The following is a 25,984-nucleotide window of genomic DNA, read 5'->3' as shown; positions in this document are numbered from 1 at the left end:
AGGGAAGACATGGCATATCAGGCACGGGGACGCGATCCGCTGTTGGACAGCAACATGGCCGAGGCGATCGAGAAACGCGGCAAGGAATTGCTGGGGTTGGTACTGTTGTGCCTGAGCGCAATGGCGGCGGCCCTGATCGTATCCTACAGCCCTGACGATCCAAGCTGGATGTCGGCCACGGATGCGCCGGTCGAAAACTGGTTGGGATCAATCGGCGCGTCGATCGCCGCACCGTTGTTCATGATCGTCGGTTGGGGAGCCTGGGGTCTGGCCGTCGTGCTGGGTGCCTGGGGCGCACGTTTTACGCTGCATCTGGGTCAGGAACGCGCCATTGGCCGATTGATTTTTGCGCCGATCTGGATTGCGGTTCTGGCGCTTTATGCCTCTTCCCTGACGCCGGGTGCGGAATGGAACGCCACCCATAATTTCGGGCTGGGAGGTCTGTTTGGAGATACGGTTCTGGGTACGGCCCTGGGGGTGTTGCCATTGAGCGCGAGCCTGAGCTTGAAGCTGCTTTCGGTCGTATTGGGCGTGGCGATGCTGGTGCTGGGTGCCTTTGTTTTGGGCTTTACCCGTGCAGAGGTCGGCCGTATTGCGCGGTTCCTGCTGATCGGCGTGATCATGACCTATGCCAGCCTTATGACGTTGCTGGGCAAGGGCGCTGCGGGGGCCGCAAGCACCACGCGGGCCATGCAGGAACGTTTGGCGGATCGTCGCGAGCGTCGTATCAGCGCGGCGGCAGAGAATGAGGCGCTGGATCATTCGCGCCGCATGCAAGAGCCGATGGTGACGCGAACCGCGCCGGTGATGGGCCATGATGACGGCGTGGTTGAACCGGTCGAGAAAACCGGTGGTCTGTTGTCGCGGATGCCTTCGTTGATCCGGCGTCCTGATCGTATGCCCGAGCCGGAATTGGTCGAGGCTGAACCCTATGAGGGTGAGGCTGATGCGCCCGGTGACGAGCGTATCAGCGCCAAGATTGCCGATGTGATCCGGTCGCGCGTACGCCAAAATCCGGCGGTCCAGGTCGAAGCCGTTGCGCCCTTGACCAAGGGGCGTGGCCGTGGACCCGATCCGTTGATCCTAAACACTGCAGCGCCCGGCCTTAGAAGCGAGCCACCACTAACCGCCGCACAGATGGCCGAGCCGCATATGAACATTCCCGAGGCCCCGGCAGAGGATGTGATCGAGCCGGAAACCGAAGCATATGCAGCGTCTGAAGCGCCGCGTATTCCGGTGGCCGAGCCACGCAAAGTGGTGCAGCATCCGCCGCGAAAGGCGGTTCAACCGTCGACCCGGGCGATGGCCGAAGCGCAACCCAAATTGCAGTTTGAGGACAAGCAGCGCGTGCAATATGAGCTGCCGCCGCTGAGCCTGTTGTCGAACCCGGTCAACATCAAGCGCCATCATCTGAGTGATGAGGCGCTGGAAGAAAACGCCCGGATGCTTGAGGTGGTGCTGGATGATTACGGTGTCAAAGGCGAGATTGTGAGCGTCCGTCCCGGCCCGGTGGTGACGATGTACGAGCTGGAGCCTGCTCCGGGCCTCAAGGCCAGCCGGGTTATCGGTCTGGCAGATGATATTGCGCGGTCGATGTCGGCGCTGTCCGCACGGGTCAGCACCGTGCCAGGGCGCAGTGTGATAGGTATTGAACTACCCAACGAAAACCGTGAGATGGTGGGTTTCCGTGAAATCCTGTCAAGCCGGGACTATGGCGATGGCAACCAGAAGCTGCCGCTGGCCCTGGGCAAGGATATTGGCGGTGATCCGATCGTGGCCAACCTGGCGAAAATGCCTCACTTGCTGATTGCGGGAACCACCGGGTCGGGTAAGTCGGTGGCCATCAACACCATGATCCTGAGCCTGCTTTACAAGCTGACGCCGGATGAGTGCCGGATGATCATGATCGACCCCAAAATGCTGGAGCTGAGTGTTTATGATGGCATTCCGCACCTGCTGAGCCCGGTTGTGACCGACCCGAAAAAAGCCGTGGTTGCTTTGAAATGGGTCGTGGCGGAAATGGAAGACCGCTATCGCAAGATGTCAAAAATGGGCGTGCGCAACATCGACGGTTACAATGGCCGCGTGCATGAAGCGCTGTCGAAGAACGAACTTTTCAGCCGCACGGTTCAGACCGGGTTTGACGATGAGACCGGCGAACCGGTGTTCGAGACCGAAGAATTCGCCCCCGAGAAAATGCCGTATATCGTGGTCATCGTCGACGAAATGGCCGACCTGATGATGGTTGCGGGCAAAGAGATCGAGGCCTGTATTCAGCGTCTTGCACAAATGGCACGGGCCAGCGGAATCCACCTGATCATGGCCACGCAGCGCCCTTCGGTGGACGTGATTACCGGCACGATCAAGGCGAACTTCCCCACGCGGATTTCATTCCAGGTCACCTCGAAAATCGACAGCCGCACCATTCTGGGTGAAATGGGGGCCGAGCAGCTTTTGGGTATGGGCGATATGCTTTACATGGCGGGTGGCGGCAAGATCACCCGTTGCCACGGGCCGTTTGTCAGCGATGAAGAGGTCGAAGAAGTGGTGACGAACCTCAAGGCCTATGGTCCGCCGGAATATGTGAACAGCGTTTTGAGCGGCCCGAGCGAGGAAAAAGCCGACAGCATTGACGCCGTTCTGGGGCTGAATACCGGTGGCAATACCGATGGCGAAGACGCGCTTTACGATCAGGCGGTGGCGATCGCCATCAAGGATCGCAAATGCAGCACCTCTTACATTCAGCGCAAACTGGCCATCGGCTACAACAAGGCGGCCCGTCTGGTTGAACAGATGGAGGATGAAGGCATCGTCAGCGCCGCCAATCACGTCGGTAAACGCGAAATTCTGGTGCCGGAGCAGGCCTGAGCGACAAAGCGCGACCGGCGGCGTCAAAACGCCGGTCGTGCCGATGACAGATCAATTCTGCTTGAACCCTTGCATTTCTGGACCGATACCCCCGAAAAACCGGGCTGATATCGTATAACAGTGCCGCGATACCTACATCTGCGGGCGTAGAACGACTGAATGGAGTTGGTTTGTGATGAAAATCTCTCGTACCCTCGCGGCGGGTCTGATCGCGCTGATGACGGCCCTGCCGGCGGCAGCGGAAAAGCTGTCTCTGCCCACGATTTCGCAATATTTGAACGGGATGAAGACCGCTACGGGTGAGTTCACCCAGATCAATGATGACGGTACGATCAGCACCGGGCAGATTTATATCAAACGCCCCGGGCGGGTGCGTTTCGAATATAATCCACCGGATCGCACCCTTGTGGTGTCGGACGGTGTGCATGTGGGCATCGCCGACGCTAAGTCCAACCAGAAGGCCGAGGCCTATCCGTTGCGTCGCACCCCGTTGAGCATCATCCTGGCGCGCAACGTTGATCTTGGGCGCGCGCGAATGGTTGTGGGCCATACCAGTGACGGCAAGACAACGACCGTCACGGCGCAGGATCCGGAACACCCAGAATATGGCAGTATCGAATTGGTGTTTACCGGCGCTCCGGTCGAGCTGCGGCAATGGGTGATCAATGACAATGCCGGATCACGTACGACGGTGGTGCTGGGGGAATTGACCAAGGGGGGACGTTTCAAGGACGAGATATTTGCCCTGCCCAAAGGCGCTGTGATCCGTCAGGACAAGTAGACCGGATGCGCTGAAACGAGGGGGGCCGGAGATGCGGCCCCTTCTCAGAACAGGCTGCCCGACCGTCGCCCACCGCAACGCGATAGCTGCACGCTGTAGATTTGTGATCTGGTTTCGACCTCGTTTGCGACCCGCAGCAACCATGGTTTGCCATTGTAACTGCCGCGCGAGAATCCGGTGCGACCCTCGTGATATGCCAGATACTGGCTGCGGGTATCGGCCAGCGAAATCCCAAGGCGTTCACGGGATTTCGACATGTACCACCCCATGAAATCGGCCGAATCGTGGATATTGTCGCGTCGCGCCCGGCGGCGGCTGGTTTCGCGTTTGTATTCGTCCCACGTGCCGTCAAGGGCCTGTGAATACCCATAGGCCGAGCTTTGGCGGCCCATCGGAATGACGCCAAGTGTCCAGCGCGTCGGCGTTCGGGCGTCGGCCTTGAACTTGCTTTCCTGGTAAATCGTGGCCATTTGCACGGGCACAGGCACACCCCAGCGTCGCTCTGCTGCGTTGAAGGCCCGCCTGAATTCCGGCCGGTCGCTTAGGATTGCGCAGGCGTTATCGAGATCACGAGGGGCCGGGCCCCGATCACCACCGCTGCTGCCACAGGATGCCAACAGCGCGATTGCCATAAATGCGCGAAGAGTTCTGCTCATCTGCCTCTCGCTATTTTTTGTTTTTTATTAGTTTAGCGGAAAATCGGGCTTGAGGGAATCTCGAATTCAGGTCGTCGGCAAATTTGATTTTCAATTGGTGATTGTATTTGGCGTAAAGTTACCGCAAGGGGTGGCGGGAAACCGCGCAGCGGACTGTCAAGGCTTAGTTCACAGACTGTTTCCGGCCTAAATTGCAGCTATCATTGGACAAACTGGCCTTGTAAGCGTTAATGTCTATGGTAAGGGCTGTTATGTAATGTTAAAAACGCGTGCAAAATATCATCTCGGACAGGTTGTCCGCCATCGGAAACACCCGTTCCGCGGTGTCGTTTTCGACGTTGATCCGGAATTTTCCAACACCGAAGAATGGTATTCGTCGATCCCCGAGGAAAGCCGTCCGGTAAAGGATCAGCCGTTTTATCACCTTCTGGCCGAGAATGACCAAAGCTACTATGTGGCGTATGTCAGCGAACAGAACCTGATTGCGGATTATTCGGGCGAACCGGTCGAACACCCGGACATCCCCGACATGTTCGGTCCGTTTGAAGATGGTCAGTATCCGCTTCATTTCCAGTTGAATTAAGCCGGGAACGTCCCAAAGGTCACTCGGCGCGTTCGATTGGCGCGCCGGCCTTTCGCCATGCGCCGAATCCGCCGTCGATTTCGGCTATCTTCTCAACACCCATGTCCTGCAATGTTTTGACTGACAAGGCCGAGCGCCAGGCGCTTGCACAAAACAGGATCAAGGTTTTGTCGGTTGCAAGTTCTGGTTTGTGGTAGGGGCTGGTGGGATCTATCCAGAATTCCAGCATCCCGCGCGGAGCATGAAATGCACCCGGAATGCGGCCATCGCGGGCCAATTCGCGGGGGTCACGGATATCGACCAAGAGCGCGTCGCCAGCGGCCTGCTGTGCCTGGGCTTGGGCCACAGAAAGCGTTGTGATCTGGGTTTTGGCCTCTTTGACCAACTCTTTTACCGGGCGAATTGCCATGCCGACCCTCCGTGTCGTGGATCAATATCCAAGTGCACAGCCATCTTTACGCGCATCGCTGGCACCTTCAAGAACGCCATCGTCGCGGATCGCAATGGCTTGTGCCCCACCAATTGCTTGGTCGCGGATCGCCACATCGTGGCCCAGATCAGCCAGTTCCGCGCGGGTTTGATCGTCATATCCGCGTTCGACCATCAATTGCCCGGCTTCGGTAAAACAGCGCGGCGCGTCGATGGCGGTTTGCCCGTCCATGCCAAAATCCACCATGTTACTGACGAATCGGGCGTGTCCGCAGGATTGGTACTGCCCGCCCATCACGCCAAAAGGCATGGTAACGCGCGCGTTTTTACGCAGCATGGCAGGGATGATCGTGTGCATCGGGCGCTTTCCACCTGACAGTTCATTCGGGTGCCCCGGGATCAGATTGAAACCGGCACCGCGATTGTGAAAAAGGATGCCGAATTTCTCCGAGGCGATCCCGGAGCCAAAGCCATGAAAAATTGAGTAGATCAGCGACACGGCCATGCGATCCCGGTCTACTACCGTGATGTAAACGGTATCGCGATGCACCGCCTCGGTCAGTGTGCTTGTCTTGTGCTGTGCCTGTTTGGGGTCGATCAATGCGGCGAGTTGGGCCGCTGTATCTTCTGAAAGCAAATGTCCAAGCCGGGCCGTACTGTCGGGATCGGCTAGGATACGATCGCGAGCATCATAGGCGAGTTTGCTGGCTTCGGCTTCGATATGGGCGCGTTGGCTGCCGAGCGGGTCCAGCGCCGCAATGTCGAAATGTTTCAGGATATTGAGCAGCAGGATCGCTGTGGCGCCCTGACTGTTTGGCGGATGCTCCACTATTTCGATGTCTTTGTAGGCGCCGCTGATGGGTGTCGCATCGGTGCCGGCAACGGAGGCGAAATCCTCAGCCGTGTGCGTACCTCCCGCGGCATTGAGCGTTGCTAGCATGTCGTCGGCGATTTCACCTGTGTAAAAGGCGTCACGTCCGGTTTTTGCGATGCGCCGCAATACTTCGGATTGTTGAGGTGCCCGAAAAATCTGACCGGTCTTGAGGGGGATGCCGCCAGGCATGTAATGGGTGAGCCCGTGACCTTGCAGCATTTTGGCAGCACTAGGCCAATCGCTGGCCACGCGAGGCGCGACGGGAATACCGGTTTCGGCATAGTGGATCGTCGGCGCCAGCAGGGCATCCAGACCCAGTTTGCCATGTGTCTCGCTGAGACGGCAGAACGCGTCGATGGCGCCGGGAATTGTGACGGCATCGGCACTGTTGAGCGGCACGGTGTCATGACCCTTTGCGCGCAACGCTTCCGCACTTGCCGCATGGGGTGCTTTGCCCGACCCGTTGAACGCACGCACCTCGTCATTGCCGGGTGTGTTGAATAGAACAAAACAATCGCCACCGAGGCCCGTCATTTGAGGTTCGCAAATACCAAGTAGAATTGCGCCGGCGATGGCCGCATCCATCGCATTTCCCCCACGCTCGAGGATATTAACGGCCGTGCGGGCCGCTAGCGGGTGAGAGGTTGCACACATGCCGTTGATGGCAAGAACGGATGAACGGCCTGGCAGGTGAAAGTCGCGCATGGTTGGTCCCAAGATTAGTGTCATGGCAGACACTAGGGCTGTCTTTCAGGATTGCCAATCTTTGGGAAAAGTGTCCTCGGCGACACGCACTGGGTGGGGGCTGTAAACGCGCGCCGCCGAGGGAAGCCATATGCAGCTACAGGTATTGGTATGTTGGTGCAGTTGGGCCTGATTGCGAAGGCTTTGCGGCAATATTGCGACAATTGAGTTGATCTACCCAAACCTGCAATTATTTTTGCGCAAACACCAATGTCAGGCAGTTTTCGCCATTCTCTCGTTTATAGGTGAGTGATTCTGCGAGGTTGCGCAGAAGGAACCATCCAAACCCGCCCTCAGGCAGATCGTCGAGCGGTACGTCCCTTTCAGGTAATTTTCCTTCGGGCAGTGTCAGACCCGGCAGCGCGTTACCACGGTCGCGCAAATTGAATTCAAGCCCGTCGGGCCCGAGTAATGCTGCTATTTCGAGCGGGCCTGGGGTAGTGGTGGCATATGCGTGCTCAGCAATGTTGTTCAACGCTTCGGCCAATGCGATTTCAACGGTTGAGCAGAGATCATCGCTGATACCGCTATCGCCCAACGCACTACGCGTTTTGGCAAGCGCTTCGCGTACGGACCGCTCGTTTCCGATCGTGGAGATGGAAAACCCATGTTGGTTGGTTCTGAATTCCACTGCCGCCTCCGACTGGAAACCGTCCGAAAAACTGTGTCAGCCAGCGGCGCGTGGGGCTGCCTGTTGGACGTTTTCGTGAATGTCGAAAACAGTATCCATTCGTGTCAGCCGAAAAACCTTTGCCACATCCGGCGTCAACGCCGCCAGATCCAGTTTACGATCCTTGCCCATCTGTTTCATCGCCGCGACAATGGCCCCCAACCCGCTGGAATCGACAAATGCCACCTGTCCGAGATCAAGAACCATGTGGTCAGGCCCGTCATCCGTCACGGCGCGCATCGCATCTTTGAATTGTATCGCGACCGAGGCATCTATGCGCTCGGCGTTAACGGTGATGACATTGATTGACTCGTGAATGGTGGTTTGCAGATCCATAGCGCCCTCGCATGGTAAGTAGTAGTACCACTGAGGCTAGACTGCATTCGTTACCATTCGGTATGCAGATGCCTAAAATTCAGGAGGATATCCGATGAAGGAAGTTGTCATAGCCGGGGCCGCGCGCACACCGATGGGTGGGTTTCAGGGCGATTTCGACGGAGTGGACGCCGCCGTGTTGGGCGGCGCGGCGATCAAGGCGGCGCTGGCCGATGCCGGAGCGGCAAGCGTTGATGAGGTATTGATGGGCTGTGTTCTGCCCGCTGGCCAAGGGCAGGCGCCTGCGCGACAGGCAGGTTTCGCTGGCGGTTTGGGGGAGGACGTGCCGGCCACGACGCTGAACAAGATGTGTGGATCCGGCATGAAGGCTGCAATGATGGGGTTTGATCAGATCGCTCTGGGCCACGCTGACACGATGATTGCAGGCGGGATGGAGAGCATGTCGAACGCGCCCTATATGTTGCCCAAAATGCGCGGTGGCGCCCGGATCGGTCACGCGGAGGTCAAGGATCATATGTTCCTGGACGGGCTCGAAGATGCCTATGACAAGGGCCGCCTGATGGGCACTTTTGCCGAGGATTGCGCCGAAAAATACCAGTTCACCCGCGAAGCCCAGGACGAATATACCATTGGATCGTTGGATGGTGCGCTTGCGGCGCAGAAATCGGGGGCTTTCGAGGGAGAGATCGCACCGGTTACGATCGCGACCCGCAAGGGGGAGATCGTGATTTCCGAGGATGAACAACCAGGCAAGGCGCGTCCCGAAAAAATCCCGCAACTGAAGCCTGCATTCCATAAAGAGGGTACTGTGACCGCGGCCAATGCCAGCTCGATCTCGGATGGGGCAGCGGCGCTTGTCCTGGCTTCGGCCCAAGCGGCCAAGGCGCAGGGTTTGAAAATACGGGCCCGGATCATGGGTCATGCCAGCCATGCGCAGGCGCCCGGTTGGTTTACCACCGCACCGGTCCCTGCGGCGCAAAAATTATTAAAATCAATTGGCTGGTCCAAGGGTGACGTTGATCTGTGGGAGGTCAACGAAGCCTTTGCCGTCGTGCCCATGGCCTTCATGCACGAGATGGGATTATCGCGGGACAAGGTGAACGTGAATGGCGGAGCTTGCGCGTTGGGTCACCCGATCGGTGCGTCGGGCGCGCGTATCATGGTGACATTGCTGAACGCTTTGGAAAAACGCGGGTTGAAACGCGGTGTTGCGGCCATCTGCATCGGGGGCGGTGAAGGTACGGCGATCGCGATCGAGCTGGTCTGATCTAATCCAGTAGCTTTTGTAACAAAGTCGCTGCCCGATATGCGCGTGCGGATCGGGCAGTCGCGTTTGGGGGGGCAATCTGCCCTGTGACGCAGCGCAGTTGCATGTCGCCGATCAACAGATTGAGGTAGAGTTCGGTGGCGGATTGAGTGTCGCTGAAACGCAGCGCTCCTGCCTGTTTTGCTTGTTCTAAAGTTCTTCCGATCAGGGGGGCGACGGCATCGCGCCCCGCAATCGCCAGCGCTTTGCCCAACGTGCCGCTTGCATCAGCTGCCGCAGCGCGATTAAGGGCGACGGCGCGGTCCCCTGTCAGCATCTCAAGCAACGCCGTGCCGAAAAGCACCAGCGTCTCAATCGGATCAGCATTCTTCTCGATGGCTTCCTGCAAGACGCTACTGACCTTTTTGGCATTGCTTTCCACCATGCTGTGAAACAGGCCAAGCTTGTCGCCATACCAATTATAAAGCGTCTCATTGGAAGCTTTGGCGCGCTTGGCAATGTTCAGCATCGAGGTGCTGGCATAGCCTTTTTCCTGAATAAGGACATAGGCGGCCTCTTCGATTTGCAACATACGCGCTGATCTCTTGTCATGCTTCATCATCACCTCATTTTGGCTCTTGACTGTATCCGTACATATCATTACGGATAATGCAAGGTGTACATATTGGTACGGATATTGGAGCGGCAGTATGACCGATCAGAGAAACATCGCTGGAATGCAGGCTGCTTTAGCTACGTTGATCGTGTTACAGCTTGTCATGCTTGGGTCGCTTTACGCGCAAGTGATGCCGCATCCACCAGAGGCCACGCCGCTTTTTGGAATTGCACCGTTTATTGGGATGGCACTGTCTGCATCCGTGGCGGCGCTGATGTTGGGGCAAACGCGCATGGGGCGGGGGCTTGCGGTGCTGGCGGCATTCGCGGCAGCTGTTTCTTTTGGGCCGCACAAGTATTTCGATGCACAATTTGCCCTGATTTGGCCGGCGGTGATCGCCGGACAACTGGCCATTGCGGCGGTCTTGGTGATCGTGTTTAAACGCCGCCGTGGTGCGCCGGTCTGAGGCGTACCGATCTTGAGGCTGGCCAAAGATGCGCGCAGATTATGATGCCCTGAACAAATCCATCGCTGCCCTGACCGAAGGCGAAGACGATGTCGTGGCCTTGATGGCAACGGTTGTTTGTGAAGTGCATCATGCGGATGACCGTTTTGACTGGACAGGGTTTTATCGGGTGGTCGGTCCGGAGCTTTTGAAGATCGGTCCATATCAGGGCGGGCATGGCTGTCTTGTCATTCCTTTTTCCCGGGGAGTTTGCGGCGCGGCGGCCCGAACCGGAGAGGTGCAATTGATTGCGGATGTCGATGCCTTCCCGGATCACATAGCCTGTGCCAGCTCGACCCGATCAGAAATCGTGCTGCCTGTTTGGAACAGGACCGGTGAATTGCTGGCGGTGCTGGACATTGACAGTGATCAACCTGACGCATTCACGCAGGACGACGCTGTTTCCCTACGCACTATTCTGGATCAGGTATTTGCAAAATAAGGAGCGTATCGCCCCGAGGCGACCCCGGGGCGATGGGCGACGTGCCTTTTGGGCAAGCGTCCGTGAGTGGTAATTCGCGCTCGTTGGGGGTTTTTCGGGAGCCTGCCAAGTTAGGAAAACCTTACCTTTTGCCGATTTGGGCGATGTGACGCGGCGTCATATGCCTGAATTGAGGGGATTGCGCGAAAGGATTATCGGAATCAAACGCCGATTCCGCTCTGCGCGCATGAAAAAAAGCTTTGAAATTTCACTGATTCGAGGCATCGTGAAAATACGGTACAATTTTTCATCGCCGTGATTCTCAGAGACCCGACCGATGCACCAGTCAGATATTGCTTCTTCGCGAACCCTCGGGGCTGACTTGCGTGCTTTGCGCAAAGTGCGCGGCGTAACACTGAGTGAGCTGTCAGAACGATTGGGTCGATCCGTGGGTTGGCTGAGCCAGGTCGAGCGCGATAAATCCGAACCGTCGATCAATGACCTGCGGGCGATCGCAGCAGCTCTTGATGTGCCGATTTCAATGCTTTTCGGGCAGACTACAAGTGCTGCAAGTGAGACAGGATTTGTGGTGCGTCAAGGAGCGCGACGACAGATTGGAACTGGCGAAGGTGGCCTGATCGAAGAGTTGCTTTCGCCCGACCTGACGGATGATTTCGAAATGGTGCATTCGACCTTCGCACCGAAAAGCCGCGCTGGTGAGATCATTACGCGACCAACGCAGGAAGTCGGTTTCTTGATATCTGGCAAATTGGATCTGATGATCGGTGGGACGACCTACATCATCAATCCCGGCGACAGTTTCCGTATTCGAGGCGAGCCTCACGAATGGATCAACCCCTATGACGACCCGGCGGTTGCCATCTGGGTGATCGCCCCACCGGTGTATTGATTTCATGAGCTGGGAAGGGTGGAACATATTCGCGCTATTCTGGGTGGTTTTCGTGACAACACCCGGACCCAATGCGGTCAATTGCATCACCAATGGCATAACGATCGGATTTCGCCGCGGCCTTTGGGCAGTGCTGGCGATCCTGACCCAGGCAACGCTTTTCCTGACGCTCTCGGCGCTTGGGGTCACGGCGCTGATCATCGCCTCACCCGCAGCGTTTCAGGCATTGAAACTGCTTGGAGCGGCATTTTTGATCTATCTGGGTGTGCGTGGTTGGATCATGGCGCGACGGATGGTGACGGTGGATGCGCCGCAAGGCTCAGTTTATTGGCGGGCCTTGGTTATTGCCACGATAAACCCCAAAAGCGTGGCCGGGTATCTGGCTGCCTTCAGTCAGTTCGTCCAGCCGGACGTGCCCATCGGTCAGCAAATGTGGGTGATCTTTCCGACCGCGCTAAGCCTCACCGCGCTGAGCTATGTGGCCTACACTGCGCTTGGTGCCGGACTGGGCCGGGCGGCATTGGGGGCTGTGTTCAATGTCTGGCTGCGGCGGGCGTTGGCCTCGTGCTTCATTATCTACGGCGTGGTGCTTGGCAGCGCCACCACACCGGGGAGAGCCTGAACATGCGCCGCGGAATTTGCCTGTGTGGTGCAGTGGACTTTACCATCGACGCGGTGTCGGAGGATCCGATCACCTGCCATTGCAAACAGTGCCGCCAGCAGTCGGGGCATTACTTCAGCGCCGTGGCCGCACCGAAAAAAGCGCTGCGGTTTTCGCGCGAAGACGGGTTGGCATGGTACAGGTCCAGCGAGTTCGCAGCGCGTGGATTTTGCCGCGACTGTGGATCAACCTTGTTCTGGCGCACGAATGAAGGGCCGACGGTGATGGTTGCCATGGCCGCGCTGGACAGCACCGAGGGGCTGGCTCTTTCAGGACATTACTGGGTGGATTTCAAGGGCGATTATTATGACATCGCCGATGGATTGCCGCAGCATAAGGGAGAGACATCATGATCGCAGGAAATTGCCTTTGCGGAGACGTCAGTTTTACCGTTAATGGCCCCCTGGGCCGGGCGACCGCCTGTCATTGTGGCCAGTGTCGCAAGCAATCGGGGCATCACTGGGCCTCGTCCAGCGCCGCGGAAAGCGATTTTATCATTGTCGGCCCGATAAAATGGTACGAGGCCAGCGCGACCGCAAAACGCGGGTTTTGCCCAAATTGCGGATCGTTCCTGTTCTGGAAAGCGCATGACGAAGACGCGATCAGCTTTTCGCTTGGGGCGCTGACGGAACCGACCGGCATCAGGCTAGAGAGCCATATCTTTGTTGCAGACAAAGGTGACTATTACGAGATCGCCGATGGCCTGCCACAACATGAAAAATCCTGACTGGCATCGCACCGCCAGATCAGACCGAACAATGAAACATCGAACACTAGAACAACGGAGACCAAAAAATGGCTGACCTTCCATCAACAGCCCGCGTGGTGATCATCGGCGGCGGCGTCGTGGGCACCTCGACCCTGTATCATCTGGCCAAAGCCGGCTGGAAAGACTGCATCCTGCTGGAAAAGAACGAGTTGACAGCGGGTTCGACCTGGCATGCGGCGGGCAATGTGCCCAACTTTGCCGGTTCCTGGGCGATCATGAACATGCAGCGCTACTCGGCCGAAATGTATCGCACATTGGGTGAAGACGTCGATTATCCGATGAACTACCATGTCTCCGGTTCGATACGTTTGGCACATAGCAAAGAGCGCATGCAAGAGTTCGAGCGCGTGGCCGGGATGGGCCGTTATCAGGGCCTTCAGATGGATATCTGCACGCCAGAAGAGCTTCTCCAATATAATCCCTTCATGGCAACCCATGACCTGGAAGGTGGCATGTGGGATCCGCTGGATGGTGACATCGATCCGGCGCAGTTGACGCAAGCGCTGGCCAAGGGGGCGCGTCAGGCCGGTGGTCGGATCGAGCGTTTCTGCCCGGTAACCGGCCTCGACAAAGATGGCGACGAGTGGATTGTCAAAACCGAGAAAGGTGAAATCCGCTGTGAGTATGTTGTCAACTGCGCAGGGTATTACGCGCAGCGTGTGGGTGAGATGTTCAAACCCTTCGGCGGGCGCACGGTGCCGATGGTGGTCATGTCGCACCAATACTTCCTGACCGAGCCAATCGCCGAACTGGAAGCCTGGAGCAAGGAAAACGGCAAAAAGGTTGCCATGATCCGGGATGTGGATACGTCCTATTATCTGCGTCAGGAAAAAAGTGGGCTGAACCTTGGCCCTTATGAGCGGAACTGCAAGGCGCATTGGGTGACGCCCGACGATCCGATGCCCCATGATTTCAGTTTCCAGCTCTATCCTGACGATCTGGAACGTCTGGAGTGGTATATCGAAGACGCGATGGCGCGCATGCCACTACTGGGCGAAGCCGGTGTTGGTCGCAATATCAACGGCCCGATACCCTATGCGCCTGACGGACTGCCAATGATTGGCCCGATGCCCGGTGTAAAGAATGCCTTTGAAGGCCACAGCTTTACCTTCGGGATCGCGCAGGGGGGTGGCGCCGGTAAGGTGCTGTCGGAATGGATCATGCATGGCGAAACAGAACGTGACATGTGGGCGGTCGATCCACGGCGTTACACGGACTACGCCGATCATGATTATTGCCTGGCCAAGGCGCTTGAAACCTATGGCCATGAATATGCAATGCACTTCCCGCATCATGAATGGCCCGCAGGACGGGACAAAAAGCTCAGCCCGAACGATGCGAAAATACGCGAATTGGGCGGCGTGATGGGAAGTTACAACGGCTGGGAGCGCGCCAACTGGTTTGCCAAGCCGGGTGACGATACGTCCGAGGAAAGCACCCAGACGTGGAATCGTAGCGGCCCATGGGAACAGCGCGTCAAAGACGAATGTGAAGCGGTACGCGACGGTTGTGGCGTTCTGGACCTGCCGGGCTTTAGCCGGTTCTGGTTGCAGGGCGAGGGTGCTGACGAGTGGCTACGCGGTTTCGTGACCGGTGGCCTGCCCAAGATTGGCCGGATGAACCTTGTGTACGTTGCGGATAGCCGGGGTCACATCCTGACGGAATTCTCGTGCATACGCCTGGCAGAGGACAGCTTTGTGTTGATCACCGCTGCCACCGCGCAATGGCATGACGGTGATCTGTTGCGTCAGTCGGTTCCCAATGGCGTGACGATCAATGAGACCACGACCGAGCGTTCGGCGCTGATCGTGACTGGCCCCAAATCGCGTGAGATCCTGTCAGGGCTGACCGACGCCGACCTGTCGCTGGGTTGGCTGACGCATCAGCATTGCACGGTTGCCGGCCAGAAAGCCTTTCTTGCCCGGGTTTCCTTTGCCGGGGAACTGGGATGGGAGGTGCATGCCGAAAACGCTGTGATGCCTGCGATCTACGAGGCAATTCTTGACGCGGGGGCGACACCTTTTGGAATGTATGCGCTCAATTCTCTGCGGATCGAAAAGGGATACCGCGCGTGGAAAGGCGACCTGAGCACGGATTATTCACTTCTTGAAGGTGGTCATGATCGGTTTGTAAAGTTCGACAAGCCGCAGGATTTCAACGGTAAGGCCGCCCTTTTGGCCGAAAAACAACGAGGACGCAGCAAGGCATTCTCGACCCTGATCGTTGACGCCAAGGAGGCTGACGCGCCCTATATGTCGACGATCTGGAAGGGCGACGAAGTGGTCGGGGAAACCACCAGCGGAGCCTGGGGTTATCGGGTGAATGCCAGCATCGCGTTGGCAATGGTCCGGGCCGATCTGGCGGAGCCGGGGACCGAGCTTGAGGTGGAAATCTACGGTGAGAGATGCAAGGCTGTGGTGCAGCCGGATCAACCGCTATGGGATCCGCAGAACGAAAGGATCAGGGCGTGACCATACCCGCCACCATGTCCGGTGTTTATCTGACACGTCACGGCGGGCCAGAGGCACTGGAATGGCGTGAGGACATCCCGGTGCCGGTACCCGGTGCCGGGGACGTGCTGGTAAAGGTATTGGCCGCCGGTGTGAACAACACCGATATCAACACCCGCACCGGCTGGTATTCGAAGTCTGTGACCGGGGCGACGGATACCGGCGGTGCCGTTGATGATATCGATAGCGGCGGCTGGTCGGGTGCGCTGAAGTTTCCGCGTATTCAGGGGGCGGACCTTTGCGGTGAAGTCGTTTCGACCGGCGCGGATGTCACGGCATTCTCGCCGGGTATGCGGGTGACATGTGGTACCAATCAACCGGTACCAACCTCTGAAAATCCGGTGGCAATAGATGTCATTGGATCGGAATATGACGGGGCGTTTGCGCAATATTGCAAGGTTCCCGCGGATCGGCTTCATGATGTAAGTGCCTCACTGCTGACTGATGTCGAGATTGGTGCGATGCCTTGTGCCTTTGGCACAGCGATGGCGTTGATCGACCGCGCATCGGTGGCTGACGGCGAAACGGTGCTGATTACGGGCGCCTCTGGCGGTGTCGGACTGGCAGCGGTGCAACTTGCGGCATTGCGTGGTGCCAAGGTGATCGCGCAGGCGAGCGGTGAAAAGGCCGATGCCGTGCGTCTTGCCGGGGCCAGCGAAGTGCTGGGTCGCGGTGAAACGCCGGGTCCGCATACAATCAATGTTGCAATTGATCTGGTCGGCGGCCCCGATTGGGGCAAGTTGATCGATGCGTTGAAACCCGGAGGGCGATACGCCACCGCAGGTGCGATTGCCGGACCGATGGTAGAGGCTGATCTACGGACGATCTACCTCAATGACCTGACGATTTTCGGGGTGACCTATCAGCCCGCCGAAAGTTTTACCGCGCTGGTCGATCTGATCAATACCGGACAAATCCGCCCGCTTGTATCCAAGACATATCCTTTGAGGCAGATTGGCGACGCTCAGGCAGATTTCGCGGCAAAGGTCTATCCCGGGAAACTGGTTCTTTTGCCCTGATGCGCTGCCATAATCTAATGTTGCACAAATTTGGTTGATGCTTTTGCCAAGGGCACAAACGTCCACAACAGACGACATTCGCGGAGAAATACCCATGACGCAGATCACATTGCTGGACGGTTCAATCGGACAGGAGTTGATGAAACGTTCCGGCGATAAGCCCACAACGATTTGGTCGATCCAGGTAATGATGGATCATCCCGGTATGGTGCAGGAGGTGCATGAGGAATATTTCCGTGCCGGTGCCACGATTGCGACAACTAACACCTATTGCGTGCATCGCGATCGGTTGCGGAAGGTTGATCTTGACCCTGAACTGATGCCGGATTTGGTGGAAAATGCCCTGCACGAGGCCGAATCCGCATGCGCTGGGAATGGTGGTGCAGGTCGGATCGCGGGGGCACTTGGCCCGTTGGAGGCGTCCTACAGGCCTGATATCTGCCTGCCACCCGAGACGGCAGCGCCGGCCTTTGCAGAGCTTGTGGAGCTTATGAAAGACAGGGTGGATTTCTTTTTGATAGAGACCGTGTCGTCGCTGGAACATGCCGAAGGCGTTTTGCGTGGCGTTGCCCAGGCGGGCAAGCCTGTCTGGTTGGCGGTGACCGTAGACGATGAGGACGGCACCAAACTGCGTTCGGGCGAAGACCTGCAAGGATTGTTGCCCTTGGTTCAGGTGCATCAGCCCGATGCGGTGCTGGTCAACTGTTCGCGCCCCGAAGCGGTGACGGCGGCACTGGATATCATCAGGGGATTTGACAAGCCTTTTGGTGCCTATGCCAATGGCTTTACCCATATCAGCGATGGTTTTCTGGAAGATAAACCAACCGTCGATGCACTTGAGGCGCGCATCGATCTGACACCGCTTGCCTATGCAGAATTTGTCCAGGGCTGGATCGGGCAGGGTGCCACAATCGTGGGTGGGTGCTGTGAGGTGGGGCCGGATCACATTGCCGAGCTTTCGCGACAGCTGAAAGCAAACGGGCATCAGATCGTTTAAGGTTATGAGATGACGAAACCCGAAGTCAGACCAGTCCATGTCGATCTGTTGTTAACAGAGGGTTTTGTGCTGACCGAATATGCGGGCGTCGTCGACCAGTTACGACTGGCAAACCGGATCATGCTGAAACAGGTATTTACCTGGCGCAGCCTTTCGGCCGAGGGCGGCCCCGTGGCCTGCCCGTCAGACGCGGTTGTGGAAACGGTGCCCTTTGAATCGTACCCCGAAGCGGACTATGTCTTTGCTCTTGGAAATTCTGATCCGGCGCATCCGGCGCTGTCGATGGGGCGGGTCATCGACACCTATGTCAGCCGCGGTACCAAGGTCATTTTGCTGGCCGAAGCCGCCAGCCGCTATATTGGCGAGCGTGGCGATACAGGTATGACCACCCATTGGGAAAATCGCGCGGTATTGCAGGAACAGATAGACTTTGAAGAGACGTCTCATGTGCTGGCGACGGAACAGGGTCAGATCACCACCAGCGCCGGTATGGGATCGACCGTGGATATGGTGCTGACCATCATGGCGCGGCATATCCCATCCACCACGGTTACGGCGGTTGCGGATGTTTTGTTGCATGACCGCATTCGCGACCTGGGCACGCTGCAACCCTTTGGGGGCAGCAGCGTGGCGCTGACCGGTGACAAGGAACTTGATGAATGTATCGCGCTGATGCAGGCCAATATCGAAGAGCCGCTGCCGATCGCAGAGCTTGTGCGTCTGGTCGGGGTTTCCTCGCGTTCACTGGAACGGCGTTTTCGCGACAAGTTGGCCAGCCGTCCGGCTGAATATTACCGGGCCCTCAGGCTCAACAAGGCGAATAACCTGCTTCTGAACACTTCGATGCCGATTAACGAGATCGCCTTGGCTTGCGGTTTTCCCAGCGGTTTTACCCCGCATTACCGGGCGCAGTTTGGTTTGACACCGCAGGCCGCGCGAAAACAACAGCGGATGGGCACGCCGGATTCCGGTTGAGATGTTGAAAATCACAGATTGTCTGACGGATCGCGCCGGGTAGCCAGCCCGCGTTTCGCTAAATTGGCCTCTATCATCCAGAATATCGGCTGTCGCATTGCGCGATTTTTGCCAAGTTTGACAGGAGACTAAGACATGGAACTTCCCTCACAGGCGCGCGTGGTCATCATAGGCGGCGGAGTCGTAGGCTGCTCGGTGGCGTACCACCTGGCCAAGATGGGCTGGAAGGATGTCGTGCTCTTGGAGCGCAAGCAATTGACCAGCGGTACCACCTGGCACGCGGCAGGTCTGATCGGGCAGCTTCGGGCATCGTCGAACATGACCAAACTGGCGCGCTATTCAGCTGAGCTTTACAAGGGGCTTGAAGAGGAAACCGGGGTTGCCACCGGGTTGCGGCAAGGCGGTTCCGTCTCGGTTGCGCTGACGGGCGAGCGTCGGGAAGAGCTGTTCCGGCAGGCGGCCATGGCCCGAGCCTTTGGCGTTCCGGTAGAGGAGCTGTCGCCGAAAGAGGTCAAGGAACGCTACGAGCATATCAATCTTGAGGACGTGACCGGCGGTGTCTGGCTGCCCACCGACGGGCAGGCCGATCCCGCGAATATCGCATTGGCGCTGGCCAAGGGCGCACGGCAGAACGGGGCGCTGGTCAAGGAACGCGTCAAGGTCTCCGGGATCGCCCGCGATGGCCGCCGTGTCACCGGTGTGGACTGGGCCAGTGATGACGGGCAGGAGCAGGGCCATATTGCCTGTGACATGATCGTCAATTGCGCGGGCATGTGGGGCCACGAGGTTGGCCGCATGGCAGGCGTGAACGTACCGCTGCATGCCTGTGAGCATTTTTATATCGTCACGGAAGGCATCAGCGGATTGGGGCAATTGCCGGTTCTGCGCGTGCCCGACGAATGCGCCTATTACAAAGAAGATGCAGGGAAAATCCTGCTGGGCGCGTTTGAACCCAATTCGAAACCCTGGGGTATGAATGGCATTCCCGAGAGTTTTGAGTTTGACCAGTTGCCCGAGGATTTCGACCATTTCGAACCCATTCTCGAAGCGGCCTGCAACCGCATGCCACTGCTGGCCGAAGCGGGGATTCACACCTTCTTCAACGGACCCGAGAGCTTTACCCCCGATGACGCCTATCACCTGGGGCTTGCGCCCGAGATGGATAATGTTTGGGTGGCGGCTGGTTTCAACTCGATCGGGATCCAGTCGGCCGGCGGTGCGGGCCATGCGCTGAGCCAGTGGATGGATAGCGGTGAAAAGCCGTTTGATCTGGGTGATGTCGATATTTCGCGGATGCAGCCGTTCCAGGGCAACAAGCACTATCTCTTTGAAAGGTCGAAAGAAACGCTTGGTCTGCTCTACGCTGATCACTTCCCCTATCTGCAAAAGCGCACGGCGCGCGGGGTGCGCCGCACACCGTTCCATCATCACCTGTTGGAGCAGGGTGCTGTGATGGGAGAGATTGCCGGATGGGAGCGCGCCAACTGGTTCGCCAATGAGGGCCAGGAACGCGAATACCAATATACTTGGGGCCGCCAGAACTGGTTCGACAATGCCGCTGCTGAGCATAATGCGGTTCGTACCGGTGTGGGCATGTATGACATGTCGTCCTTTGGTAAGATCAGGGTCGAAGGTCCGGATGCGGAAGCCTTCCTGAACCATGTGGGCGGTGGTGACTATTCGGTGCCTGTGGGCAAGATCGTCTATACCCAGTTTCTGAACAATCGCGGCGGGATTGAAGCGGATGTGACCGTGACGCGCCTGTCTGAGACCGTTTATCTGGTGGTGACACCCGCCGCGACACGACTGGCCGACCAGACCTGGATGATGCGGCACAAGGGTGATTTCAACGTGGCGATCACCGATGTGACCGCCGGTGAGGGTGTTCTGGCTGTCATGGGGCCGAAGGCGCGTGAGGTCTTGCAGGCGGTGTCACCCAATGATTTCTCCAACGATGTCAATCCCTTCGGCACCGCGCAGGAGATCGAGCTGGGCTTTGGCGGCGCCCGTGTGCACCGGGTGACTTATGTGGGTGAGCTGGGCTGGGAAATCTATGTGAGCTCCGACATGGCAGGCCATGCGTTCGAGGTACTGCATGAGGCCGGGCAGGCGCATGGCATGAAGCTATGCGGGATGCACATGATGGACAGTTGCCGGATCGAAAAGGGGTTCCGTCATTTCGGCCATGACATCACCTGCGAGGATCATGTGCTGGAGGCCGGCCTGGGCTTTGCCGTGAAGACCGCCAAGCCTGATTTCATGGGTCGTGATGCGGTTCTGAGGAAGAAGGACGAGGGGCTTGCGGCCCGGATGGTACAGTTCAAACTGACTGATCCTGAACCACTATTGTATCACAATGAACCGCTTTTGCGGGACGGTGAGATTGTGGGATATCTGTCATCGGGCAACTATGGTCACCACCTGGGGGCGGCGATGGGAATGGGATATGTGCCGTGCAAGGGAGAGAGCGCCGAGCAGGTGCTGGCATCGAGCTATGAGATCGACGTGGCGGGGACGCGAGTCAAGGCGGAGGCGTCGCTGAAGCCGATGTATGACCCCAAGGGTGAACGCGCTAAGGCCTAGAAAACGTTATTAAATTGTGCGGGCCAGCGGCCCGCGCTTGATCTCTCGTCTTCCGCCTCCGGCGTCGTCCTCGGGACTGGTGGCAGCCGTGATGTTGGTGTATGCGGCGGGCATGTCTGATTACTGCCCGCCCGATACGCCGCTTGACGTTTTGCACGAAGATCACGAGATCGTCGTGGTGGACAAGCCTGCGGGGCTATTGTCGGTGCCGGGCAAGGGGGCGCGTCTGGCGGATTGCCTGCTGTCGCGGGTGCAGGAGGCGTTCCCGACGGCGTTGCTGGTGCATCGGCTGGACCGGGACACATCCGGCGTGATGGTGTTTGGCCTGACGCCCCATGCGCAGCGAAACCTGAGCATGCAGTTTGAAAAGCGCGCCACGAAAAAGACTTATATTGCAAGGGTTTCAGGGCATCTTGAGCCAAAGACCGGCACTGTCGATCTGCCCCTGATCGTGGACTGGCCGAACCGGCCGTTGCAGAAGGTATGCCATGAGACCGGCAAACCCGCCGAGACCGATTGGCGGGTGATGCGCTATGGCGATGACGAGACCCGGGTGAAGCTGACCCCCAAGACCGGGCGGAGCCATCAGTTGCGGGTGCATATGCTGGCCCTGGGCCATGTCATTCTGGGCGATCCACTATATGCGACCGGTGTGGCGGCGGACCATCCGCGCCTGATGCTGCATTCTAAGGAGCTTCGAATCTCGCATCCGGAAAGCGGGCGCGGCATGTCCTTCAAGGCACCGGTACCGTTTTAGCGGCGAATCACTGCTAATCCATTGGTTAACAAGGCAAAACCCCTGTCGGTATCACGTCGGTATTTTGTCGGTATTACGTAGGTATTTTTGCCGGCAGATGCGGGATTAACAGGCCGCGCGGTCAGGCACGCAGCACCCGGTCGGTCAGGTTGAGCCGCCCGGCGATGATTGGCGCCAGTTGGGCGGCGAGGGCCGGATCATCGGATTGCAGTAATTCCAGCTCGTCCAGGCGGTTGGTTGCGATCAGGTTGAGCGCATCGTCCCGCAAATGGCCGTCTTCGGTCCGGGGCAGGGCGGTGACGGGCTGGATCAGCTCGGGCTTGGGCTCGGGCGCGAGCGCGGTGAGATCGCGGCTGCTCAGATCGGTTTCCACGAAGGCATAGAGGCCCACGCCCTTGGCGGGCAGCGCGTAGGTGTGAAGTGCCACGTCGCTGACCCGGTCATGGGCGGTCAGCGCCGCGATCAGCGCCGGGCCATCGCGGGAAATGCGATCTTCGGTGCCTTCGCCATCGGACCAGTTCATCAACCGGCGGGTAATGAAATTATAGAGCCGCTTGCCGGTCGCCATCCAGATGCGCGCGGGCAGGGCCTTGGTCGCAAGCATCCGGATTTCGGAAGGTGTCAGCAGATCGGGGGCATAGGCGCGTTTCTGTTTCAGCAGGTGGCGCAGATCTTCGCGCGCCATGGTGCGAAAGAGCGTGCCGCGGCGGCGATGCACCGAGGCCAGTTGAAAGTCGATCACGGCAGCGCGGCCATCCGGCGTCATCAGCCAGTTCTGTGGTTTGGCGATGTCGTTATGGGTGACGCCCGCGCGGCGCATCTGCCGCAGCAGGCGTTTGGCGTCGCGATACCAGCCGGGATCGGTGGGTTTGGCCAGTTGCAGCGGCGTGCCTTGCGTCCAACTGCGCAGCAGGCCGGTCTTGTTGACGCGCACCAGCAGCGGGGTGCCTTCGATCCCCTGCACGGCGCGCAGGCCCTTGATCTCTTTGCGGGCGAGATACCATGCAATCGGACGGGCATAGAACGGCACCCCGTCCAGCTTGCGCAGGACTACGGGGAAGTCGGGAATGCCATCTAGCGTTCCGGAAATGGTTTCGGAAAAGATATCGCGCTTGTGCACCGTGCCGGGCACGAAGCGAGCGTTGGCGATATCTGCATCGGTTTTCATGAAGGGTGTCTTAGAGGGTTTCGCGGGGGGGCACTAGGGGTCACGATGAGGTGCCGGGACCGCCCCTGAGCTTTGGGATTTATTGGTGAGGCGGTCGCGCGCCTATCTGATGCACCGGTTGTGCAGGTGGTGCTTTCACTCGGGCGGGATCGGTTTGTTGCTGGTCCAGTCAAACGTGCCGTTGTCCCGTTCCTGCACCGCCTGTTTCCAGCCAACATCCTCTACCCGCGCCTTGAAGTTCATGCCTTCGGGCGAATGCCGTGTGATGCCGTCAAACACGGTCGCCAGCCTCTGGGTCTGGTTGATCTGCGCCTCGATGGCGGCATTGATCACCATCTTCTGCATGGCAAGCTGGTTGATCGGCACCGTGGCCATGCGGGTGGCCAAGGCGTCGACTTCGGCATCGAGTTGGTCATCGGGCACGGATTTCAGCACCAGCCCCATCTTGGCGGCCTCAATCCCTGACACTTTGTCGCCGGTGAACATCATCCGCTTGGCCTGTTCCGGGCCTAGGCGATGCACCCACATGGCGGTAGTCGGGCAGCCCCAGACACGGCTGGGCATATAGCCGATCTTCGCATTGTCGCCCATGATCGTGAGGTCGGCGCAGAGCGCGATGTCGGACCCGCCCGCGACGGCAAAGCCATGCACCTTGCAGATCACCGGTTTCATGGCCTGAAAGAGGCTCATGAAGGCCTGCGTGTTGGCCCACATGAACTGGAAATCCTGCATCGGATCCCACGGCATGTCCTGGGTCAGTTTGTTGTGCGGGTCTTCGGCGTAATGGGCCAGATCGTAGCCGGCACAGAACGCCTTGCCCGCGCCGGACAGGACCATCACATGGACATCGCGGTCAGCATCGGCCTTTGCCACCGCAGCGGCGAGGTCGCGCGGCAGGTCATCGTTGATCGCGTTCATCACCTCGGGCCGGTTGAGCGTGATCCGCCCGATCCGCCCGTCTTTTTCATACAGAACTGATCCCATGCTCTATCCCTTGTGTTTGACGGCCTTGCCCAGAAGAAACGCCGTTGGTGCGGGCCGTCAAGATCGGACATGGTTGGGGCGTCGTCGCGATACGCCGCCAACTGACAGGCTGGTGCGGTAAAAGATGCCGGTGCGTGTGACCCTAGGGCGTGCAGCCCAGTCGACCGAGGAGAGCGTTCGCATTTTCCATGTCATCAAGGGCAATCGTCGGATTTCCAAGATCGCCATCCCTGCCACACAGCACGGTCCGTTTGACCGCATCCACCATGTTGGGCTGGTCGGTATAGGCCACAAGGCCGGTACCCAATATCGTATAGAGCCCGTCCGGGCGCGGGGCCGAGAAATAGCCTTCGGCCTGAATGATGCCGACCGTGGTATCGAACAAGTTGGATTCCAGCCGGGTTGCATTGATGCCGCCCGGGACCGGCTGGCCGAAAACCCGTATCAGATCGCCCGATTTCAGATGTTGGGTCTTGATACCCGTGATCACGGTGCCGCCGACCACATCGCGGACATCCTTGTCGGTACCGAAATAGGTGCCGCTGAGGCGGGCTGTCCGGTCGGCATCGGGGACAGGTTCGACCCGCGAGGCGCGAACAGCCTGCCCTTGCCACAGGCCACTGACGGCAACCCAGTCGCCGATTTGCAGGCGGGGGTCCGGTTCATCGAGTTTAACGGATGTTCCCATCACGGTAAGCGTGCCCTGGCCGATCGCCTCGACCGGACCGACCAGGGGCAGGATCTGCCGGATATGCCGCGCGCGCCATTTGTCACCGTCGGGGCGCACGACTACGGACACCACATGACCCACGCGCAATGCACCGGCGCTGCGGGGCGGGACGGCACCGGTCACGGGCAGCGCATCGTCGATAAAGATATGCTGGCGGTTCACGAAGATGCTGCCCAGATGGGTGATCGTTCCGACGATGCCGGTGCCGATGATGCCGCCTTCACGCTCGTCCTCCTGCGCGGTGGAGAGGGGGGCAAGCAGCAAGAATACCAGTTGCAGGATGACAAGGCGCAGGACCACGTTACTCATCCTTGTCAGCGGGTCGTGTTGGCAGGATATAGGCGCCCAGCACGAACTGGCCATCGCTGCCATCTTCGTCATCGCGATCCTGCAATTTCCGGGCCAGGGCGTTGATCTCTTGCAGCAGGTCCTGTGCCCGGGCGCTGGCGGTCTTGCGCAGTTCTTCGACAGAGTGGTCGGACAGATGTGAATAGCGCACCGCGCGGTCAAAGTACCGTTCTTCATTCTGACCTGATAGCAGGTTGTGGGTTGAGGCCATCAGATGCGGCGAAAGCGTCGCCTGATAAGCAGCGACCTGCTCATTATTACCGGCCTTCGGCAAGAAAGCGTGCGTCAGAAGGCGATAGGTGTCGTCGTCTGTCGGGGTGACGATTTCCTGATCCAGCAGGGCTTGCAACACCGTGCCCGCGGCCATGTCAATGCGGGCTTTTCGGACCAGATCATCGAAACCGGGGCCGGTTTTATCCCCCTGGCGGGGCAGGTCGCGGGGGGCGCCTGAGGCTTCCTGGTAGTCCGGATCGGTGGCCCAGTGGCTGATGGCAAGTGCTGCGGCATTGCAGGACCGGCGCGCCGGTAGGTTACCATCCGATTGGCGCAAGCGTTTGATATCCTTGCGATGTATGCCGGTCAGCAGGCTTGCGCGGCTATCGCTTACTTCGTCTTCGGACGTGGCCAGCGCCGCCTGGAGCAGCGCCTTTTTCAGCGCCTCGGAGGCGGTGCCGATCGTCACGCCACGGGCAACCATCGCCCGCGCCAGCGGTTCCAGCAACGCGGCAAGCGCGGTTTCAAAAGGATCGGTCGGTTCGCGTGTCATCTGAAGTCTCTTTGGCGCCCTATCGCTCTAGCATTAACACTTAAGTAATTCTTCCAACGGTTTTGTGAGTGCTCTTCA

At 58.5% G+C, this 25,984-nt stretch carries 26 protein-coding genes; 16 read left to right on the top strand and 10 right to left on the bottom strand.

Features of this window, described 5'->3' with window-relative positions; genetic code table 11:
* Positions 1-9 precede the first annotated feature (9 nt).
* A complete protein-coding gene (locus Q1B27_RS05875) occupies positions 10-2,868 on the top strand; it encodes a DNA translocase FtsK 4TM domain-containing protein (RefSeq protein WP_299845093.1) in 2,859 nt (952 codons plus the stop codon).
* A gap of 175 nt (positions 2,869-3,043) precedes the next feature.
* Positions 3,044-3,649 (top strand): outer membrane lipoprotein carrier protein LolA, encoded by a 606-nt coding sequence (locus Q1B27_RS05870; RefSeq protein ID WP_299845089.1) that lies wholly within the window; start codon positions 3,044-3,046, stop codon positions 3,647-3,649.
* Between the two features lie 44 nt (positions 3,650-3,693).
* On the opposite strand, the gene Q1B27_RS05865 is transcribed toward Q1B27_RS05870, so the two are convergent.
* Positions 3,694-4,305: a transglycosylase SLT domain-containing protein gene (locus Q1B27_RS05865; RefSeq protein WP_299845086.1), complete on the bottom strand. Its 612-nt coding sequence runs from the start codon at positions 4,303-4,305 to the stop codon at positions 3,694-3,696.
* Positions 4,306-4,561: 256 nt separating this feature from the next.
* Here Q1B27_RS05865 and hspQ point away from each other — a divergent pair, with 256 nt between their 5' ends.
* Positions 4,562-4,888, top strand: coding sequence for a heat shock protein HspQ (hspQ, locus tag Q1B27_RS05860; protein ID WP_299845083.1), 327 nt, complete (start codon positions 4,562-4,564; stop codon positions 4,886-4,888).
* A 19-nt stretch (positions 4,889-4,907) separates the two neighbouring features.
* Here hspQ and Q1B27_RS05855 read toward each other — a convergent pair whose 3' ends face one another.
* From Q1B27_RS05855 to Q1B27_RS05840, 4 genes are all read right to left on the bottom strand, one after another.
* Positions 4,908-5,297, bottom strand: a complete 390-nt coding sequence (locus tag Q1B27_RS05855) for a rhodanese-like domain-containing protein (RefSeq protein WP_299845080.1) — start codon at positions 5,295-5,297, stop codon at positions 4,908-4,910.
* Between the two features lie 21 nt (positions 5,298-5,318).
* Complete coding sequence (locus tag Q1B27_RS05850; RefSeq protein ID WP_299845077.1) at positions 5,319-6,896, bottom strand: gamma-glutamyltransferase family protein; 1,578 nt, start codon at positions 6,894-6,896, stop codon at positions 5,319-5,321.
* Between the two features lie 229 nt (positions 6,897-7,125).
* Positions 7,126-7,566, bottom strand: a complete 441-nt coding sequence (locus Q1B27_RS05845) for an ATP-binding protein (protein WP_299845074.1) — start codon at positions 7,564-7,566, stop codon at positions 7,126-7,128.
* A 36-nt stretch (positions 7,567-7,602) separates the two neighbouring features.
* Complete coding sequence (locus tag Q1B27_RS05840; protein ID WP_299845071.1) at positions 7,603-7,941, bottom strand: STAS domain-containing protein; 339 nt, start codon at positions 7,939-7,941, stop codon at positions 7,603-7,605.
* A gap of 94 nt (positions 7,942-8,035) precedes the next feature.
* On the opposite strand from Q1B27_RS05840, the gene Q1B27_RS05835 reads away from it, so the two are divergent.
* Positions 8,036-9,208, top strand: a complete 1,173-nt coding sequence (locus Q1B27_RS05835; RefSeq protein ID WP_299845068.1) for an acetyl-CoA C-acyltransferase — start codon at positions 8,036-8,038, stop codon at positions 9,206-9,208.
* Position 9,209: 1 nt separating this feature from the next.
* Here the strand turns inward: Q1B27_RS05835 and Q1B27_RS05830 are convergent, their stop codons facing one another.
* A complete protein-coding gene (locus Q1B27_RS05830; RefSeq protein ID WP_299845065.1) occupies positions 9,210-9,806 on the bottom strand; it encodes a TetR/AcrR family transcriptional regulator in 597 nt (198 codons plus the stop codon).
* 91 nt (positions 9,807-9,897) lie between these two features.
* Between Q1B27_RS05830 and Q1B27_RS05825 the strand changes: the two genes are divergently transcribed.
* From Q1B27_RS05825 to Q1B27_RS05770, 12 genes are all read left to right on the top strand, one after another.
* A complete protein-coding gene (locus Q1B27_RS05825) occupies positions 9,898-10,269 on the top strand; it encodes a hypothetical protein (protein WP_299845062.1) in 372 nt (123 codons plus the stop codon).
* Between the two features lie 28 nt (positions 10,270-10,297).
* Positions 10,298-10,750, top strand: a complete 453-nt coding sequence (locus tag Q1B27_RS05820; protein ID WP_299845059.1) for a GAF domain-containing protein — start codon at positions 10,298-10,300, stop codon at positions 10,748-10,750.
* A gap of 316 nt (positions 10,751-11,066) precedes the next feature.
* Positions 11,067-11,639 (top strand): helix-turn-helix domain-containing protein, encoded by a 573-nt coding sequence (locus Q1B27_RS05815; protein ID WP_299845056.1) that lies wholly within the window; start codon positions 11,067-11,069, stop codon positions 11,637-11,639.
* Between the two features lie 4 nt (positions 11,640-11,643).
* The gene (locus tag Q1B27_RS05810; RefSeq protein ID WP_299845053.1) at positions 11,644-12,261 is read left to right on the top strand and encodes a LysE family translocator; all 618 of its coding nucleotides are present in this window, start codon (positions 11,644-11,646) and stop codon (positions 12,259-12,261) included.
* A 2-nt stretch (positions 12,262-12,263) separates the two neighbouring features.
* Positions 12,264-12,653: a GFA family protein gene (locus tag Q1B27_RS05805; RefSeq protein ID WP_299845050.1), complete on the top strand. Its 390-nt coding sequence runs from the start codon at positions 12,264-12,266 to the stop codon at positions 12,651-12,653.
* Positions 12,650-13,027, top strand: a complete 378-nt coding sequence (locus tag Q1B27_RS05800; protein ID WP_299845047.1) for a GFA family protein — start codon at positions 12,650-12,652, stop codon at positions 13,025-13,027. Before Q1B27_RS05805 ends, Q1B27_RS05800 begins: the two co-directional genes overlap by 4 nt.
* 68 nt (positions 13,028-13,095) lie before the next feature.
* Complete coding sequence (locus Q1B27_RS05795) at positions 13,096-15,540, top strand: FAD-dependent oxidoreductase (protein WP_299845044.1); 2,445 nt, start codon at positions 13,096-13,098, stop codon at positions 15,538-15,540.
* 2 nt (positions 15,541-15,542) lie between these two features.
* Complete coding sequence (locus Q1B27_RS05790; RefSeq protein ID WP_299846804.1) at positions 15,543-16,598, top strand: alcohol dehydrogenase family protein; 1,056 nt, start codon at positions 15,543-15,545, stop codon at positions 16,596-16,598.
* A gap of 94 nt (positions 16,599-16,692) precedes the next feature.
* A complete protein-coding gene (locus Q1B27_RS05785; RefSeq protein ID WP_299845041.1) occupies positions 16,693-17,595 on the top strand; it encodes a homocysteine S-methyltransferase family protein in 903 nt (300 codons plus the stop codon).
* A 9-nt stretch (positions 17,596-17,604) separates the two neighbouring features.
* The gene (locus Q1B27_RS05780; RefSeq protein WP_299845038.1) at positions 17,605-18,570 is read left to right on the top strand and encodes a GlxA family transcriptional regulator; all 966 of its coding nucleotides are present in this window, start codon (positions 17,605-17,607) and stop codon (positions 18,568-18,570) included.
* 135 nt (positions 18,571-18,705) lie between these two features.
* The gene (locus Q1B27_RS05775; RefSeq protein ID WP_299845035.1) at positions 18,706-21,153 is read left to right on the top strand and encodes an FAD-dependent oxidoreductase; all 2,448 of its coding nucleotides are present in this window, start codon (positions 18,706-18,708) and stop codon (positions 21,151-21,153) included.
* A gap of 112 nt (positions 21,154-21,265) precedes the next feature.
* The gene (locus Q1B27_RS05770; RefSeq protein ID WP_299845030.1) at positions 21,266-21,910 is read left to right on the top strand and encodes an RluA family pseudouridine synthase; all 645 of its coding nucleotides are present in this window, start codon (positions 21,266-21,268) and stop codon (positions 21,908-21,910) included.
* 121 nt (positions 21,911-22,031) lie between these two features.
* On the opposite strand, the gene Q1B27_RS05765 is transcribed toward Q1B27_RS05770, so the two are convergent.
* From Q1B27_RS05765 to Q1B27_RS05750, 4 genes are all read right to left on the bottom strand, one after another.
* A complete protein-coding gene (locus Q1B27_RS05765; RefSeq protein WP_299845027.1) occupies positions 22,032-23,078 on the bottom strand; it encodes a serine/threonine protein kinase in 1,047 nt (348 codons plus the stop codon).
* 135 nt (positions 23,079-23,213) lie between these two features.
* Positions 23,214-24,062, bottom strand: a complete 849-nt coding sequence (locus tag Q1B27_RS05760; protein ID WP_299845024.1) for a crotonase/enoyl-CoA hydratase family protein — start codon at positions 24,060-24,062, stop codon at positions 23,214-23,216.
* Positions 24,063-24,204: 142 nt separating this feature from the next.
* The gene (locus Q1B27_RS05755; RefSeq protein WP_299845021.1) at positions 24,205-25,092 is read right to left on the bottom strand and encodes a DUF5666 domain-containing protein; all 888 of its coding nucleotides are present in this window, start codon (positions 25,090-25,092) and stop codon (positions 24,205-24,207) included.
* Position 25,093: 1 nt separating this feature from the next.
* The gene (locus Q1B27_RS05750; protein ID WP_299845018.1) at positions 25,094-25,906 is read right to left on the bottom strand and encodes a DUF6502 family protein; all 813 of its coding nucleotides are present in this window, start codon (positions 25,904-25,906) and stop codon (positions 25,094-25,096) included.
* Between the last annotated feature and the right edge of the window lie 78 nt (positions 25,907-25,984).

The sequence above is a fragment of the uncultured Roseovarius sp. genome, from assembly GCF_947489715.1.
In the GTDB taxonomy this organism is placed as follows: domain Bacteria; phylum Pseudomonadota; class Alphaproteobacteria; order Rhodobacterales; family Rhodobacteraceae; genus Roseovarius.
Note: the sequence above shows the minus strand (reverse complement) of the source record. Positions and strands in the feature narration are given on the sequence as shown.